This window comes from Kandleria sp., from assembly GCF_017934775.1.
GTDB classification, from domain to species: domain Bacteria; phylum Bacillota_I; class Bacilli_A; order Erysipelotrichales; family Coprobacillaceae; genus Kandleria; species Kandleria vitulina.
Genome location: NZ_JAGBIX010000090.1, coordinates 1 through 15,632, shown reverse-complemented (window position 1 = coordinate 15,632; position 15,632 = coordinate 1). Strand labels below are relative to the sequence as shown.

Sequence of the window (15,632 nt, the reverse complement as noted above, 5' to 3'; positions counted from 1 at the left end):
TTGCGCCCAAAAATGGGTGTTTTTTTATGTCTAAATGCCCGTAAACAGATTTTATCTGGCTGTAGGGAGTCAAAGAAAGAAAAAAAGAGCTGGTCCAGCTCAGTGATTATCCATAAATCACTTTACTGGGTCAGCCCCTTTATTTATTGTATCACTTTTAACGCTCTAAGCTGTTTTTCAAATTCACGAATTGCCTTGTTTTCATCATATCCATCAGCTGTGATTGTGATATCAGCTTTATTTGGGACTCCCAATGATACAACCCCCATAAAAGATTTAAGATTTACAGTTCTCCCTCCATATGAGATGGAGATATCGCTGTTGAAGTCACCAGCAAATTTGATTAATTTCTCAACCAAACCTGCATATAGACCATCGGGGTGAATAATTCTATAAGTAACTGCTTTTGACATACAACGACCTCCTTTTCAATATTTATATTATATCAAAAGGAAATCGTTAAGTAAATTTTCATTATATGAAAATTTACTATTTTTTTCTTTTTCTTCTATTTTTCTTGTGAAATCCTTCTTCAGGTCCTCTAAAAGGAATAGAAGATCCTAAATCATAAGCATCATATCCTAATTTTACAAGCTTCTTAGCAGCAGTATATGATGTACCTTTTCTTAGTGCATAGACATAATACTTTAAATCTTTATCAAGCATTTTCTTTGCTTCATCTTCAATGATGCGTAGTGGAAAACATTGTGCACCTACAGGATGACATTCATCAAATGTAACCTGTTCATCAACACATAATAAAATGATGCTTGTATCCTCTTCAAATTCTTTGTATGCCTCATTAATCTCCTTGCTTTTAATGATATCTTTCTTGCCAAATAACATAGTTTCACCTCTTTATATGTATTTTAACATTGAGTAGAATATACGTCAAAATAGTGTTGCATTCAATTTACGTTTATGCTATTATAAACAAGTACTTGAGATAGGGGCTTGGTTCAATGGTAGAGCATCGGTCTCCAAAACCGTTGATGCGGGTTCGATTCCTGCAGCCCCTGCCAGTCTAATTATTACTCTAGCGTATGCTAGAGTTTTTTTATAAGTAAAGAAAGATTGGTTTGGATCGAAAAGAAATAAGCTTATTATTTTATTGGTGTTTGTACTTTTTGTAGGGGCAGCAGTAGGAATTGGAAAAAGAGAATAGAAGCACAAAAACTTGCGGCCTATATCAATTAAGATATTCATTGTTAATGAGAAACATTTGTGGTATATTAACCATGGCGTTAAACCTTATGTAAACGCTATTTACTATAGGTGGCTATTTTGCATTTTGTTTATAAATTGTTTCTTATACAAAGAAACAGAAGACGGACTTTGAATCCGTCTTTTTTTCTTTTTGTCATGATGCTATAATGAACGAAATAAGGAGATAATATGAAATGACCTCCTAGTTGTCAAAACGTGGATTTAAACTCATAATAAGAATGAAAAATATATAATGAGTTGTTACCATAACGACAATAGGAGGTCACTATGAATAGTATAATTTATGTTGGTATGGATGTCCATAAGAATACGTATAGTTTATGCGCGGTTAGCGATGCAACAGGTGAGATTCTAGCCGAAACAAAAATCACAGCCGATTCTGATCTGATTGCCAAGTTTATTGAAAATGCAAGGGATCTGTCTGGCAATCCTGAAGCTCAGGTCAAGACTGGCTATGAGGCAGGATGTCTTGGATATTCCTTATACTGGGAGCTTGCAGCCAGAGGAATAGAATGCGTCATTCTGGCTCCTTCAACTATGCAGAAACCAGCCAAGAACAAAGTGCTAAAGAACGACAGAAGAGATGCCAGAAACATTGCGACAAACCTGGCAAACAATTCCTACAAGTCGGTCTATGTTCCGGACCACGAAGATGTCAAGACCAAGGAGTACATCCGAATGATGGGCTGTTTTAAGACACAGCTGAAAAGGATCAAGCAGCAGATCAATGCATTTCTTTTGAGACTTGGACTGCGCTATCCCGGCAATTCAAGATGGATTCCAGCACACCTCAAATGGATGAACGGTCTTGAACTTGAACCTGAATTCAGGGAAATACTGGATGAGTATCTGTCTGAGTATGACTCGCTTTCAGAAAGAATCGAGAGATTCAAGGGAAGACTTGAGGAAATGGCACAGAAGGAAAGATACAAGGAAAAGGTGGAGCAGCTGCGCTGCCTCAAGGGCATTGATACAGCAAGTGCCATGACCATTCATGTAGAGACTTCTGACTTTTCGAGATTTCCCAATGCAGCTGCCTATTCATCCTACTGCGGCCTTACGCCTGCCGAGAACTCAAGCGGCGAAAAGAACAACCGACTGAGCATCACCAAGATGGGGAACAGCATGATAAGAAAAACGCTCATAGAAGCGGCACAGGTGTTGGTAAGGGACACGATAGGCAAGAAAGGAAAAAAAGTGAAGGCAAAGCAGAAGGGACAGGATGTAAAGGTCATCGATTATGCAGACAAGGCGGTTGAGAGACTGCAGAAGAAATACCATCATATGATCTATCGAAATGTGAACAGAAACATAGTCATTACTGCGATAGCACGAGAGCTGGCATGCTTCATATGGGGCATTGAAACAGGACATATCAGTTAATGAACATACTGTTTATAGCTATGAGAATATTGGGAAATCGGCGGTCAATACGGGATGATCTGTACTGATCTTCCCGATAGGAATGAATATATTATTATCCTTAATTGAATATAGAATATGAAGAAAGGAAAGTGAAATACCGCAGGATAGATGCAATAAGCATATCGAGGGCATAGGCGGGCCTCAAATGAATAGAAAAGGTTCAGCCATCTGAGTTTTACCTCTTCTGGCAGTGCCGTTTCAGTGAGAAGTCGCGATCTCATTGGAACAATAACGCACTGATCCACGCATGGAGATTATAGGGCTGTCGACGAACCATTAACCTTTTGGTACCCAATCCACGTATAACAGGATGGTTAACTGTCGCAGGACTCTATATAATTGAGGTCTTTCTATGCCCTTGATAAGGAAAAACTAAATAGAAATATTATGGTTTGTTTAATTGCGTCTTGACAACGGTCATTTCATAACAGGTAAGCATGAATAAAATCTTTTGTTTTGACATAGATGGAACTCTTCGAGATAATGTCAATCATGAAGTTTCCTCTTCTACAAAGCTAGCGTTGGATACTTTAAAAGAAAAGGGATATAAGTTAATTATTTCAACAGGTAGAGCCTATGATTCATTAAAGCGTACGAAGATCAATGAACTCATTGATTGGGATGGGTTTGTATTAAATAATGGACAACTTCTCCTTGATCATAATGAAAATGTGATTGAAGAGAAAGCTTTCGATCCTTCAACTGTTATTGAGGTAATCAAAAGAGCGGATGAGCTTAATTATGCGGTCACTTTAAAGAAAGAAAAGAGAACGATTACCAAGGAACCTGATGAATATGTTAAAACAACACAAGCCTATTTTAATAATGTCATTGGACCAGTAGAAAAATATGATGGACATGAAGATGTATGGGCTATGATTATTTATGGACCAATGGGATATGATTATGCACCATTCCTTGATATTGAAGGATGTAATGTGCTCCCTGGAATGAGCTGTTATGCGGATGTCAGCATCAAGGGGGTGTCAAAAGCAAAAGGATGCCAGTATTTTGTGGATCATTTTCAATCAGAAGGATATGTTGCATTTGGAGATTCTCAAAATGATCTTGAGATGTTCAAGTACGCAGATATTTCAATATGTATGGGCAATGGCGATGAGCAGGCAAAGAAACGCGCTGACTATATTACAGATGATATTAACAATGATGGGATATTGCACGCCCTTCAACATTTTAATTGGATTAAGGAGTAGATTATGACTAAAGAAGAAGCAATGAAAAGCGGTAGAGAACTTGATGTCTACCTAGATAGTGAAATGGCTGATGAAAAGACAGGAGCTTTGGATGATTTATGGCAGTCCATCTATGATGTTGTTCAGCTTTGTACTGGTGGCATTATGGAATCTGATCCAAGGGAAATTGAAGCTGCGCTTCAATGGCTGAAAGAAGTACAGCCACTTACAAAAGACTATAAAACATTATCTTTAGACTTCGATAATTAAACATTTTTAATTTTCATGACTGTTATTTTACTTTTTGTTCTAGAAGTATTTACATGACAAAAGAAAAGAACTATAATACGGTTGTAGTGAGATTTGCACGAATCATAATAATAATGTGTATCACTGCAGATATAGATCTTTAGGTGAGGGATCTATATTTATTATGGGGCAGGATTTTCTAGATTGAGATGAATGGTGGACATCTGTTTCTAGGAAATCCATTTTTTTGCATTTTTGGTCAAAAAATAGTCAAAAACACTCGGAGATATGTGACGGGAATGTTATACTTTAAGTGAAAAAGGAGGTGTGATTATGAATCCTAGAAAAATGACGCGAAAGAAAATTATTATGATAATTACAGCGTTTTCTATCGCATTATCTTGCTTTGGAACTTCAATTAAATTCCTTGAAGGTAAAGTAAGATACGTAAAAGCTCTTCGCATTTCACAAGGTAGCAGATACAACTTCAAGATAACTGGTTTAAAGAAGAAACAAAAGAAAAAACTTTCATATTCAAGTTCTTCTTCACGCATTGCACATGTTACAAAGAAGGGAAATCTTACTGCTTCACGTGTAGGAAAGGTCAAGATTATCGGTAAGGTCGGTAAAAAGAAATATGTCACTTCGGTAGCTGTTATTCCTAAAGCTACAACAGTAAAAAAACAGATCAGATTTACCAACCAGGTTGTGAGCAGTGGCCGTGATATTAAGATTAATGCTAATTCAGCAGTGGATGCCTATAAGCAGATTGGTAAAGCAATGGCCAATCGCTATATGCGAATTGAAGTTCATGCACCAGGATTTGGTACATCAATCAATGGTGCTAAGATGAGAGAAAGCTTATTTGATCCTAAAGCAAATTATGTATCAGATTATGATTATCTTTCATATAATGCATGTAGCTATGCTATTAGCACGAATAAGCTCATTCTGACATTCACATATCGCACATCCTACAGCAATGAAGTAGCACTTACAAATAAAATTCGTTCTGCACTATCATCTATGTCCGGTAGTGGGGAAACAAAAATTAAAAAGATTCATGATTATATCGTAAACAATACAGAATATGTATCAGGTGGCTATTCAGCCTACAATGCCTTGATTGATGGTGGAGCTGTCTGTCAGGGATATGCAATGCTGTTCTACAAGATGTGTGAGATGGCAGGTATTAACTGTCGTGTCATGACTGGTACAGCATACGGAAGTTCTGGAGCTGGAAACCATGCATGGAACTATGTCAATGGTAAATACATTGATGTAACTTGGGATGATACAACACGTTCTACAAATTATTATCTAAGCAGATCTCCACTTAAGAATCACTACTTAGATCATCGTTCAAGTCTTATTGTATAAAAAGAAGAGAATTCACAGTAATTGTGAATTCTCTTTTAATATTATGAGTATAATCCAGATCATAAGAATAAAGGGAATACCGTATTTAAAGCTATTATGCTTTGTCTTATGATGGAAAACATGCATACCAAGAAGGGCACCTAAACCACCACCGATGATAGCTAAGAAAAATAGCGTATTCTCACGAATACGCCATTTGTGATGTACGGCTTTATATTTATCAATACCAAATGTGATAAAAGCTATGATATTGATAAGTATTAAGAATTCTTTTTCCATTCCTTGTTAGCCATCCCTTTTGAAACAAAGAGACAGATCACTAATACAAGACCAGCGATATCGGCTGATTTAAGGCTTAACATCGTAATGATTGATGCTGCGATAATACCGCCAATAGTGATCATGAATGGTCTTTTAGAAATGGATGTAGACTCATAGAATTTATATTGATAACGAAGCTGTATAATGCTGAAGATTAGACATACAAGAGCAACAGCGCTATCGATATAGAAATTGACAAAGTAACGTTTGCTGAAATAGGCCTTGATAAAAAGTAGAACAATATAATATCCCATAGTTGAAGAGACAAGGGATATCATATATTTATTTTGTTCCTGTTCACCTAGTGCAACATTAACTTGATGCTGATGACTTCTTACTTCGTGTCTTTTAGGTCTTTTAGTAGCCATTATTTTGTAATCTTGATATTGTGACTATCAATTTCTTCAATATGAGAGTTATAAAGTTCAGTCATAACCTGAATCATGTAGTATGTATCTTTAATACCAGCAGTTTCATATGAAGAATGCATAGCAAGCTGTGGAAGACCGATATCTACTGAATTTAATGAGATATGAGACTGAGAGATATTACCTAATGTAGAACCACCGTTCTTATCACTTCTGTTAGCGAAGAACTGTACTGGTACATTTGCTTTTTTAGCAAAATCTTTAAAGATAGCAATAGAAACACCATCACTGCAGTATTTCTGTCCAGCATGTGATTTGATGACAACCCCTTCATTCATATAGACACAATTGTTTACATCTGTATGTTCAGGATGGTTTGGATGAACAGCATGAGCATTATCAGCAGAAAGCATGAAACTTGATGCGATAGCTCTATGTAGATCTTCATCATTAAATCCTAATGCAGCATTTAATCTTGATAATGTATCAGCTAAGAAAGTAGAATCAGCACCCTGTTTAGTTAATGAACCAACTTCTTCATTATCAAAGATAGCCATAACATTAATAGAACGATCATTTCCACCAGCAAGTAAAGCTTCCATAGCACTAAATGAACACTGTAGATCATCAAGATGACCAGCAGAAATGAATTCATTATTAGCACCCCAGATAGAAGCAGGCTGTCTGTTGTATAAGAATAAGTCGCTACCAAGAATAGCTTCTTCTTCAACGTTTAATTCTTTCGCAATCAATGCCTTAAAATCACCAGGTTTTGAATCTTTACCACCAAATAATGGCAATAGGTCAACCTGTCTATTATATTTATAGCCATCATTGACTGATCTGTTCATATGGATAGCTACATTAGGGATCATAAGTAGATCTCTATCAATATTGATTAAACGAGTTACAAACTGATCTCCCTGTTTTACAAGTACACGACCAGCAACACTTAAAGGTCTATCGAACCAAGTGTTATCGATCATTCCACCGTATCCTTCAGTATTTAATTTAAGATACTGGTTGTTTACCTGAATATCACAGTTTTCCTTGATCTTATATGTAGGAGAATCACTGTGAGCTGCAATGATATTGTATGAATAGTTATCAAGCTGATTACCGATGTTAAAAGCAATGATACTTGAATTGTTTCTTGTTACAAAATACTTTTTCCCTTTTTCAAGCTGCCATGAAGAACCTTCGTTAAGTTCTACATAGTCATTTTCAAGAAGTCTGTTTCTGATGTTATCAACAGCATGAAATGCGGTTGGAGACTTCTGAAGAAATTGTAATAATTTTTCTGATACTTCTCTATACATGAAAGTATTCCTCCTTCAAATTGAATTATAAACAATAATATCCTTTTGGTAAACCCAAAAGGATATTAACGCATTATGCTTCTTTTTTCTGTTCTAATTTAGCGATTGCAGGCATGATTAACCCTAAAGCTAATAATACTAATGGAGTAGCGATCTTTAAGATCATAGTAAATTTATCAGTATCATACATACCTAAAATATCGCAGGCAGCAGTAACAGCGAAACACCAGATACCAGCTACTTTAGCTACAAACTGGCTCTTGAATGCACGATATTCTGCAGGGAATTTTTTGTAGTTGACAGCAGTTCTTAAAGCAATATAAGCTGCGAATACCCATAAGTAACGCATTGTCATGGCAACTGAGTTAAGTTTAGTTAACTGAGTTAATACCGCATCTGCACCAGGAACAAATGACTGGATTAAGATGATTGAACCAGCTAATACAACGATTAACCAGATACCGTTGATATAAGCACCATATTTGTTTTTCTTTAATAAACCACTTGGGATGAACTGTCTTGCATTTTCATTATCTAATAACATTCTTAATGGTGCATCAATACTTAATACTAAAGTAGAGAACTGACCGATTGTATTACATACGGCATAGATAACCATTAATAAATCACCCATATGATAGTACTGTCCTAATTTCTGGAATGCCCAGTATGCTCCATTGGCATTGTAAGCATCAAAGTTCTTTACAATTTCCTTTGGATCAAACATTAATCCCATTGCAACAGTACCAAGGATAGCGCAGATCATAACCATGATAGCTAAAGCGATCATACCCTTAGGGAATCCTCTTTCAGGGTCTTCTACTTTATTAACATATGGAGATATCTTTTCACATCCACCAACTGCGAATACTAAGATTGAAAGACTTGTAAAATACTGAACGTTGAACTGGGGAACTAAGTTTTTCCAGCTAAAGTCTAATGAGACGAAATGTGCATGAGGATTGATTGCTGGTGCAGCGAACATCATGATGATGTATAAGATTGACATGACGAACATAGAAGAACCAGCGATAGCTGTTAAGCTCTTTAATGGAGTTAAACCTCTAGAAGCAACCCAGCAGAAGAATAAGAATACTACAAGTGTAGCTAACTGAATCTGAAGAGTTGAGAATGATGCAAATTTTTCTGCATTTCTAAAGACTACCCAGCTTAATGCTTTTAACCCACCGCTTCCTTTAGAAGCAATGTAAGTAATGTGACATGCCCAATAAGTAAATCCTGCATAGTAGGCTAATTTAGGACCCATAGTTTCATGAATCCATGAGCTGACTCCTCCGCCAGCGTTTTTGAATGCTGAACCAAGTTCACCAACCATAAGTGCGTATGGTACGAAATAAAGAGCGAACATTAAAATCCAGCTGAAGATAACCTGAATACCATTGAAGTAAATGAATCCGTTTAATACGTTACCAAAACCCCAAACAGTAGAGAATGCCATGAAGGCCAGGTTATGCCATTTGATTTTTTTGCTATTATCCATAGAATTCCTCCGTTAAAATTAAGCGACATTTTATAGAATTGTTCCCCTTATTCTTAATAAAATGAGGCGCCGATTAGTAATTATATCACTTTCGATAAATTAGTCATCAAAAACTTTGCTATTTTGGGTGTTTTTTTCAATTTTATACGCAAAAACACTATTTTTAACATCAATATTAATACTATTCCTTAAAATGATTACGAAAAAATATAAAAAGAGCAATCAAAAAACGGAACTGATTGCTCTTGCAGTCTGTGTTTGCTGCTCATTGTAGCTGATGCTTGCCTTGTGGTCTCCTTTTTGAAAACCATAGTTTCCAAACTGACTATGGTTGCCACCTTGAATGACAATTTCTTTTGTGCTCTGAGGAAGGTTGTGATGATACTTTTTATATGATTTACGATTAAGCACCTGATCTTGACTTCCATATATAGAGAGACATTTCATATGATTAGGAAGCTTGCTAGTGGAATAGCTTGCTAATAGAAATAAGCCCTCAAAATCTTTATGACTAGAAAGGTATCGCGCAGCCATGGCTCCACCAAGTGAGTGTCCACCCAAAAACCATCGTTTAATTTTAGGATTGTCTTTTTTGATATCGCTAGCTCTATTAAGCCCAAACATCGCAAGATGCAGGGGCATTTTTGCAAGCATGACAGCGTATCCTTCTTTTGCAAGCAGTCGCATTAAAGGGGCGTAGGATCTTTCATCGACTTTGCCCCCAGGATAAAAAATGATGCCTGCTTTCACATCTTTCCCTTTAAAAAGAAAATAGCTATCACGATTATATACTTTAATCACATTATCACTTCTTATTGCCTTTAAGGCATTGTGGTTTGGCTTATAGTAGTCAGAAACATAGATGCCAAATCCGATTGCTATCATCATGAAAAAAGCAACAAGGGTGATAAGAATCTTCTTTAATAATTTTTTCATAAAACCTCTTACTTGATAATTAAGGCATTTTCAGATTGTTTAGCTTCATATAGGGCATCATCACAAGTATCAATAAGATTAGCGACAATATCATTACGATATGCGCCCCCAATACTGACAGTAAGCTTTAAATCAGGATATTGCGTATTTGTATAAGCCTGTACAATATTGTGAATATCCTTTAATCTTTCAATAAATGCAAGTTCATCTAAATGATAGAAAACAAGCATGAAATCATTGGTACCATAGCGAATGCCAACATCATCTGGACCAAGTCTAATACGAATAACCTGTGAAATAAATGCTATCGTCTCATCGCCCACAAGACGACCGTATTTCTTATTGATCGAACGCAAGTGATCAATATTCAAAAAAGCAAGCCCGGTACATGGGTACTTCTTTACCTGCTCATGATAATAGCGTCTATTATATAGACCAGTCTCATAATTTGTATAGCGGGCAACACTATTAGGACCATCGTCTATAACCTGATGCTTTACCTTCTCGTTGATCTTGTACCCAAATTCCAATAAACGCGGTTCACCATCAATGAGTACATGTTTTCTACATACAAAATAAGAAACGTAATCTTTAACTTCAATAGAAGATACTTCGTGCTCAATATCGTCCTTATCGAAGATATCTTCTTTAAGAAGAGTGTAATCAAAGACTTCATTCATTTTGTCGAGAAAAGCTTGTGTAATAACATAGTTCTCCATAAATATCATCCTTTAATTCTAATATAACTGTATTTTATCGATTTTATGACGTAAATTCAATCTCGAGAATAAAACGAGACGATTTTTATTGCTAAGTGTATTTTGCATTACAATACGTAATGAAGTATAATATTTTAAGAATAAAAGGAGATTAGGCATGCAAATCAAGAAGATTAAGATCTATACGAATATTGAAAAAATGAATACGGATAATAATCCTCAACTTGAAGTTGAACAGAAACTCACTTTGACAAGCGATGGGAAAGTACAGTTTTTCTCAAGTCTCTATGGTCATGGATATGGACATTATAAAAAAGGACGTAAGGTTGAAACAAATGTAGATGCAGCCATCATGAAAGAATTATTTGATGAAATAGAACATACATTTGCTGATCAGGCGACCTACAATATCATTCCTGGCTTTGGGATGTGGGAACTGACAGTTGTAGAGAAGAATAATAGAAACCATCATTATTATGGTGCTACAAGTGGTGTATACAATGCGCTCACTTCATTTATTGCGCATCGTCTTCCTATTGAGCACTTAATGACATTTGGAGAATAATCAATGTTTATAAATCAATACAGAATAGATAAGGATACATTTAAGGAGTATGCCTACAAGATTGTCTGTCGCCCTTTCTATATAAGAGGAGGATTGCTAGATCTATTTGCGATTGTTATGTGCATTATTGGCATTATGCATGGACATTACATCATTGCCGCAATAGAAGGCATTGCAGCGCTGTTATTATTAATAAGCATCATTTACTCTCCTTATCTTGTAAATGCCCATTTATCTACAGGAGAAGAAGTGTCCATTCATTTCAATGAATATATCGAAGTCATAAAAAATAATGAGAAGATGAGTGTGGAATATCGTCAGATTCAAAAAATCATCCCTTTAAAGAACGGTATTATTCTTTCATTAGGTGAAGGGAAAATCATACTAGTAAAAAGAGATGCCTTTGTTAAAGGGGATTATGAACAATTTGAAACATTTATTTATAATCAAGTCAAATAAAGCTGTTTTTCATGACAGCTTTTTTTTCATATTATATCAATATGATGTGAAAGTTACTTTTTCATGGTATTATGTTAATAATAGGATGTGAGAATATGGATATTGAAACATTAAGAAAAGAGGTTACACAAGGGAATATGCAGGCGTTGTTTTCGCTTGCACAGAAGTATTGGCAAGGAGAAGGCGTAAAAAAGAGCAAGAAGAAAGCACTTGAATTATGGAATGAGGGTGCTTTAAAAGGTGATGGCGTATGTGCTTTTCATCTAGGAACGCTCTATGAGAAAGGTCTGATTGTCAAGAAGGACTATAATCAGGCAAGATATTATTACTTGATTGCCTATCGAAATCATCATAAAGAAGGAACACTAAGACTCGCTTATTTCTATGAACATGGATTAGGATTATATAAAGATATAGAGAAAGCGAAAGAATTGTATTGTGAAGTAGAAGAATGGAGTGAAAAGTGATGAATACATCCTTGAATGAATTAAAATCCTTTGTAAATAAGAGTACCGAAAAGCTTAAAGATGAAGCTAAAGAATATATGAATGAACTGCAGGATAAAAACAAGCTATCCTTATTAAGAACACATCGACAGCAGGCTTTATTGAAGCTGTTTGATCCAACTCATACAGTGGCAAACTTGCGAGTAGATGTCGATCATCAGTTATTAAGCTTTAGCATTCATAGTGATATTAAAAATGAAGGACATCGTAAGCGTATCTACGCCTTTGAAGATCTTTTAGGCTATGAGCTTAGAAGAGATGGAGAACTGATCATGGTGGGAGGTTTTCAGGAAGCGACTGAGAAGAATGCCTTATGTACGTATTTTCCCCATGATGATGTAAAAAGGCTTGATCTTAAAATATTTTTTAATGACATGGATCTACCAGAAATAGATATTATCTATATTGATCATATTGTAACAATTGATGATGAAAGCTATGTTAAAGCACTCTCTTTAGCTAAAATCACCATTGAAGCCATGGATGTTATTTTAAGAAATAATGAGAAGAAAAAGATACTAAAAGCATTGAGAGATGTCGATTAGGACATCTCTTTTTTATAAAGAAAAGAGGAAGAAATATGAGAAGAATTGGAATATTGACATCCGGTGGTGACGCCCCAGGAATGAATGCGGCGATTAGAGCTGCTATTCGTACGGCCTTAAAGAACGATCTGGAGATCTATGGTATTGAAGATGGCTACTTAGGACTAGTTCAGGGAAAAATATTTCCTTTACGTTATAAGGATGCCTCAGAAATATTAACAAAAGGAGGAACTTTTTTAGGTTCTTCACGTTATCCTGAATTCAAGGAAGATGCTATTCAAGAAAAAGCCGTTGAACAGCTTAGAAAAAGAGGTATTGAAGGATTAGTTGTGATCGGAGGGGATGGAAGCTACCGTGGAGCTCAGGCTTTAATGAAAAAAGGGGTTCTTTGTGTGGGAATACCTGCTACCATTGATAATGATGTAAAAGGAACAGATAAGACAATTGGATTCTCTACTGCTCTTAATACCATCTGTGAATCAGTCAATAAGCTAAGAGATACATCTAGTTCTCATCATCGCTGTTTTATTGTGGAAGTAATGGGAAACAAGTGTGGCAAGCTAGCATTGTGGAGTGCGATAACCTGCGGTGCTGAAATATTGATCAATAGGGAAATTGGTTTTAATGAGCATCAGGTGATGGCTGAACTTGCAGTACATGATCAATTTCGCAAGAAGCGTCATGCTTTGATTATTGCAAGCGAGAAGCTGTTGGATATAGAAGCACTCGCAAAAAAGATTTCATTAGAAACAAGTTTTTCTGGTCGTGCAATCTCCTTAGGACATATTCAGCGAGGAGGAAGTCCGACTCCTGAAGATCGCCTTCTTGGTTCCATGATGGGAAGAGAAGCCGTAGAAGTATTGATGAAAAATGAAAGCAATAAGTGCATCTGTGTAAAAAATGATCAGATTCTCGCAAGAGATATCGATGAAGCACTTAATGAAAAAGATGATAGCTATGCACAAATGTATGCATTATTTAGGGATATGGTCTAATGTTAAGATTGTGTAAAATATCCGTAACATGCTAATAATTTATTGAGATTACAGAATCAGTTTTGATATACTGTAGAAGTAGAATAAAAAAGGATAGGATTAATAGTATGGATATAGTCAATATCATTAATCTTGCAGGCGGCTTAGGACTCTTCCTTTTTGGGATGAGATATATGAGCGATGGAATCAACCAAGTTGCTGGTACATCTCTCAAGCGTCTGCTTGAAAAACTCACAAATAATCGCTTTAAAGGATTCTTGTTAGGACTTCTCGTAACAACAATTATCCAGTCATCATCAGCTACGACAGTAATGCTGATGGGGTTCTTGAACGCAGGAATCATGACATTGCTGCAGGCATCGGCTGTTATTCTTGGCGCTCATATCGGTACAACCATTACCGCTGTCTTGATCGCAATTGACGTATCGGCAATTGCTCCAATCTGTATTTTCATCGGTATTGTTATGATCATGTTCTGTAAAAAGAGCACAAAAAGAAATATCGGACAGATCATTTTAGGTTTTGGTATCTTGTTCTTTGGCCTTAAATACATGAGCGGCGATAGCGCTATGGGTGTATTAAAGACAAGTGCCGCTTTTAAATCATTTATTATGAAAGCCAACAACCCACTTGTGGGACTTCTTGTTGGGGGATTGATGTGTGCGATTCTTCAGTCATCATCAGCTTCTATCGGGGTATTACAGGCGTTAGCTTTACAGGGACTTATGCCAATGAACTTTGCTATTTACCTTATTATTGGGGTAAACGTTGGTAGTGCTATGCCACTATTGCTTTCTTCAATTGGGGCTAAGACAAATGCTAAGCGAGCAGCGTTTATCTACTTTATCTTTGATGTAGTAGGTATGCTGATCTTTACACCTCTTGCTATTTTGACACCATATACATCATTCTTGACAAATCTTTCAGCTAATGGTTCTGTTCAAGTAGCAAGTGGACATATTATCTTTAAGGTTGTTACAGCTATTATCTTATTGCCATTTGTCAAGTATATTGTTAAGTTATCTGAAACAGTCATCAAGAGAAAAGAACATGATTCAGATTTCAGATTCTTATATATCGATCCATTGCATGTAGGCAATACAACATCATCAGTGGCTCAGGTTTCAAGCGAAATTGTAAGAATGGCAGGAATCGTAAGAGAAAATCTAGAGTTATCTATTCAGGCATTTAACAATGGAACATTGGAACATGCACATCTTATTCGTGAAAATGAAGAAAAGATCAACTGGTTAAACTCTAATATTTCTGACTTTGCGATTACCTTGACAGCGCAACAGCTTAGTCCACATAACTCAGAGTATGTTGGGAAACTGTTCCATGTGTTAATCGACCTTGAACGTATTGGTGATCATGCTATGAATATTCTAGAAAGAACAGAACGTACAATTGAAGATAATCTGTCTTTCTCTGAGTATGGTATGGCAGATGTACGTAAAATCTATGATGTTGTTATCAAGATCTACGATCTTTCTATTGATGCGTTCTTCAAAGAAGATCTTACTGCTAGTCAGAAAATAGAAGTACAGGGACTTATTAAAGAAACTCAGGATATGATCACAAAAGCATTGGATGATCATGTTGTAAGATTACGTGAAGGTATCTGTCATACAGCACAGGGTGTCATCTTCACAAAATTGCTTCAGGATTTAGATCGTACTGGAGATCACTCTTACAATATCGCCAAATTGGCTAAAAAGGATACAGAACTTATTTCACAGTTATAATCACGAAGGATTGCTTAATTTTAAAGCAATCCTTTTTGTTTATATAATGCTTACGGCTGAAAACCCATCAAGCTTTAGCTTGTGGGATGAAAGCCGACGGACTCAACTCAGCCTCGCCTAAGCGGGGCTCTTTTTGTATAATAACGTTCATGAATAAAGACTACAAACATGGACATAGA

General features: G+C 36.1%; 18 protein-coding genes and 1 tRNA gene. 11 read left to right on the top strand and 8 right to left on the bottom strand.

Features of this window, described 5'->3' with window-relative positions:
* Window positions 1-143 precede the first annotated feature (143 nt).
* Window positions 144-413 (bottom strand): HPr family phosphocarrier protein, encoded by a 270-nt coding sequence (locus tag J6L95_RS09585; RefSeq protein ID WP_074685973.1) that lies wholly within the window; start codon window positions 411-413, stop codon window positions 144-146.
* 76 nt (window positions 414-489) lie between these two features.
* Window positions 490-846 carry a rhodanese-like domain-containing protein gene (locus J6L95_RS09580; protein ID WP_029070866.1) on the bottom strand — a complete coding sequence of 119 codons (357 nt, stop codon included), beginning with the start codon at window positions 844-846 and terminating at the stop codon, window positions 490-492.
* A 102-nt stretch (window positions 847-948) separates the two neighbouring features.
* Here J6L95_RS09580 and J6L95_RS09575 point away from each other — a divergent pair.
* The 5 genes from J6L95_RS09575 to J6L95_RS09555 all read left to right on the top strand — a co-directional run bounded on the left by J6L95_RS09575 (window position 949) and on the right by J6L95_RS09555 (window position 5,474).
* Window positions 949-1,022, top strand: a tRNA-Trp gene (locus J6L95_RS09575).
* 472 nt (window positions 1,023-1,494) lie between these two features.
* Window positions 1,495-2,610, top strand: coding sequence for an IS110 family RNA-guided transposase (locus J6L95_RS09570; protein ID WP_287458963.1), 1,116 nt, complete (start codon window positions 1,495-1,497; stop codon window positions 2,608-2,610).
* Between the two features lie 479 nt (window positions 2,611-3,089).
* On the top strand, window positions 3,090-3,866 hold the full coding sequence (locus J6L95_RS09565) for an HAD family hydrolase (RefSeq protein ID WP_029072920.1): 777 nt from the start codon (window positions 3,090-3,092) through the stop codon (window positions 3,864-3,866).
* Window positions 3,867-3,869: 3 nt separating this feature from the next.
* A complete protein-coding gene (locus tag J6L95_RS09560; protein WP_029070864.1) occupies window positions 3,870-4,115 on the top strand; it encodes a hypothetical protein in 246 nt (81 codons plus the stop codon).
* A 312-nt stretch (window positions 4,116-4,427) separates the two neighbouring features.
* Window positions 4,428-5,474, top strand: coding sequence for a transglutaminase domain-containing protein (locus tag J6L95_RS09555; RefSeq protein WP_287458962.1), 1,047 nt, complete (start codon window positions 4,428-4,430; stop codon window positions 5,472-5,474).
* A gap of 12 nt (window positions 5,475-5,486) precedes the next feature.
* On the opposite strand, the gene J6L95_RS09550 is transcribed toward J6L95_RS09555, so the two are convergent.
* The 6 genes from J6L95_RS09550 to J6L95_RS09525 form a co-directional block, all read right to left on the bottom strand.
* Window positions 5,487-5,753, bottom strand: a complete 267-nt coding sequence (locus J6L95_RS09550; RefSeq protein ID WP_287458961.1) for a DUF1294 domain-containing protein — start codon at window positions 5,751-5,753, stop codon at window positions 5,487-5,489.
* Window positions 5,735-6,163 carry a hypothetical protein gene (locus tag J6L95_RS09545; protein ID WP_029072923.1) on the bottom strand — a complete coding sequence of 143 codons (429 nt, stop codon included), beginning with the start codon at window positions 6,161-6,163 and terminating at the stop codon, window positions 5,735-5,737. Before J6L95_RS09545 ends, J6L95_RS09550 begins: the two co-directional genes overlap by 19 nt.
* Complete coding sequence (locus J6L95_RS09540) at window positions 6,163-7,482, bottom strand: M18 family aminopeptidase (RefSeq protein WP_029070860.1); 1,320 nt, start codon at window positions 7,480-7,482, stop codon at window positions 6,163-6,165. Before J6L95_RS09540 ends, J6L95_RS09545 begins: the two co-directional genes overlap by 1 nt.
* Before the next feature lie 73 nt (window positions 7,483-7,555).
* On the bottom strand, window positions 7,556-8,983 hold the full coding sequence (locus J6L95_RS09535) for an amino acid permease (RefSeq protein ID WP_287458960.1): 1,428 nt from the start codon (window positions 8,981-8,983) through the stop codon (window positions 7,556-7,558).
* Window positions 8,984-9,205: 222 nt separating this feature from the next.
* Window positions 9,206-9,919: an alpha/beta hydrolase gene (locus J6L95_RS09530; RefSeq protein ID WP_287458959.1), complete on the bottom strand. Its 714-nt coding sequence runs from the start codon at window positions 9,917-9,919 to the stop codon at window positions 9,206-9,208.
* Window positions 9,920-9,927: 8 nt separating this feature from the next.
* On the bottom strand, window positions 9,928-10,638 hold the full coding sequence (locus J6L95_RS09525; protein ID WP_287458958.1) for a GGDEF domain-containing protein: 711 nt from the start codon (window positions 10,636-10,638) through the stop codon (window positions 9,928-9,930).
* A gap of 157 nt (window positions 10,639-10,795) precedes the next feature.
* Here J6L95_RS09525 and J6L95_RS09520 point away from each other — a divergent pair, with 157 nt between their 5' ends.
* The 6 genes from J6L95_RS09520 (at window position 10,796) to J6L95_RS09495 (ending at window position 15,453) form a co-directional block, all read left to right on the top strand.
* The gene (locus J6L95_RS09520) at window positions 10,796-11,203 is read left to right on the top strand and encodes a hypothetical protein (RefSeq protein ID WP_029070856.1); all 408 of its coding nucleotides are present in this window, start codon (window positions 10,796-10,798) and stop codon (window positions 11,201-11,203) included.
* A gap of 3 nt (window positions 11,204-11,206) precedes the next feature.
* The gene (locus tag J6L95_RS09515; protein WP_029072926.1) at window positions 11,207-11,662 is read left to right on the top strand and encodes a YcxB family protein; all 456 of its coding nucleotides are present in this window, start codon (window positions 11,207-11,209) and stop codon (window positions 11,660-11,662) included.
* Window positions 11,663-11,757: 95 nt separating this feature from the next.
* Entirely contained in the window at window positions 11,758-12,129 is a 372-nt protein-coding gene (locus J6L95_RS09510) for a tetratricopeptide repeat protein (protein WP_051551150.1), read from the top strand.
* Window positions 12,129-12,713, top strand: a complete 585-nt coding sequence (locus J6L95_RS09505) for a hypothetical protein (protein WP_029070854.1) — start codon at window positions 12,129-12,131, stop codon at window positions 12,711-12,713. The genes J6L95_RS09510 and J6L95_RS09505 overlap by 1 nt, the downstream gene beginning before the upstream one ends.
* A gap of 35 nt (window positions 12,714-12,748) precedes the next feature.
* Window positions 12,749-13,708: a 6-phosphofructokinase gene (gene pfkA, locus J6L95_RS09500; protein WP_029070853.1), complete on the top strand. Its 960-nt coding sequence runs from the start codon at window positions 12,749-12,751 to the stop codon at window positions 13,706-13,708.
* A gap of 107 nt (window positions 13,709-13,815) precedes the next feature.
* Window positions 13,816-15,453 carry a Na/Pi cotransporter family protein gene (locus J6L95_RS09495; RefSeq protein ID WP_287458957.1) on the top strand — a complete coding sequence of 546 codons (1,638 nt, stop codon included), beginning with the start codon at window positions 13,816-13,818 and terminating at the stop codon, window positions 15,451-15,453.
* The last annotated feature ends 179 nt before the right edge of the window (window positions 15,454-15,632 follow it).

Bases quoted from the DNA above. Each gene is read 5' to 3' on its own strand.
- J6L95_RS09585 (WP_074685973.1), bottom strand. From the start codon at position 413: ATGTCAAAAGCAGTTACTTATAGAATTATTCACCCCGATGGTCTATAT.
- J6L95_RS09580 (WP_029070866.1), bottom strand. From the start codon at position 846: ATGTTATTTGGCAAGAAAGATATCATTAAAAGCAAGGAGATTAATGAG.
- J6L95_RS09570 (WP_287458963.1), top strand. From the start codon at position 1,495: ATGAATAGTATAATTTATGTTGGTATGGATGTCCATAAGAATACGTAT.
- J6L95_RS09565 (WP_029072920.1), top strand. From the start codon at position 3,090: ATGAATAAAATCTTTTGTTTTGACATAGATGGAACTCTTCGAGATAAT.
- J6L95_RS09560 (WP_029070864.1), top strand. From the start codon at position 3,870: ATGACTAAAGAAGAAGCAATGAAAAGCGGTAGAGAACTTGATGTCTAC.
- J6L95_RS09555 (WP_287458962.1), top strand. From the start codon at position 4,428: ATGAATCCTAGAAAAATGACGCGAAAGAAAATTATTATGATAATTACA.
- J6L95_RS09550 (WP_287458961.1), bottom strand. From the start codon at position 5,753: ATGGAAAAAGAATTCTTAATACTTATCAATATCATAGCTTTTATCACA.
- J6L95_RS09545 (WP_029072923.1), bottom strand. From the start codon at position 6,163: ATGGCTACTAAAAGACCTAAAAGACACGAAGTAAGAAGTCATCAGCAT.
- J6L95_RS09540 (WP_029070860.1), bottom strand. From the start codon at position 7,482: ATGTATAGAGAAGTATCAGAAAAATTATTACAATTTCTTCAGAAGTCT.
- J6L95_RS09535 (WP_287458960.1), bottom strand. From the start codon at position 8,983: ATGGATAATAGCAAAAAAATCAAATGGCATAACCTGGCCTTCATGGCA.
- J6L95_RS09530 (WP_287458959.1), bottom strand. From the start codon at position 9,919: ATGAAAAAATTATTAAAGAAGATTCTTATCACCCTTGTTGCTTTTTTC.
- J6L95_RS09525 (WP_287458958.1), bottom strand. From the start codon at position 10,638: ATGGAGAACTATGTTATTACACAAGCTTTTCTCGACAAAATGAATGAA.
- J6L95_RS09520 (WP_029070856.1), top strand. From the start codon at position 10,796: ATGCAAATCAAGAAGATTAAGATCTATACGAATATTGAAAAAATGAAT.
- J6L95_RS09515 (WP_029072926.1), top strand. From the start codon at position 11,207: ATGTTTATAAATCAATACAGAATAGATAAGGATACATTTAAGGAGTAT.
- J6L95_RS09510 (WP_051551150.1), top strand. From the start codon at position 11,758: ATGGATATTGAAACATTAAGAAAAGAGGTTACACAAGGGAATATGCAG.
- J6L95_RS09505 (WP_029070854.1), top strand. From the start codon at position 12,129: ATGAATACATCCTTGAATGAATTAAAATCCTTTGTAAATAAGAGTACC.
- pfkA (WP_029070853.1), top strand. From the start codon at position 12,749: ATGAGAAGAATTGGAATATTGACATCCGGTGGTGACGCCCCAGGAATG.
- J6L95_RS09495 (WP_287458957.1), top strand. From the start codon at position 13,816: ATGGATATAGTCAATATCATTAATCTTGCAGGCGGCTTAGGACTCTTC.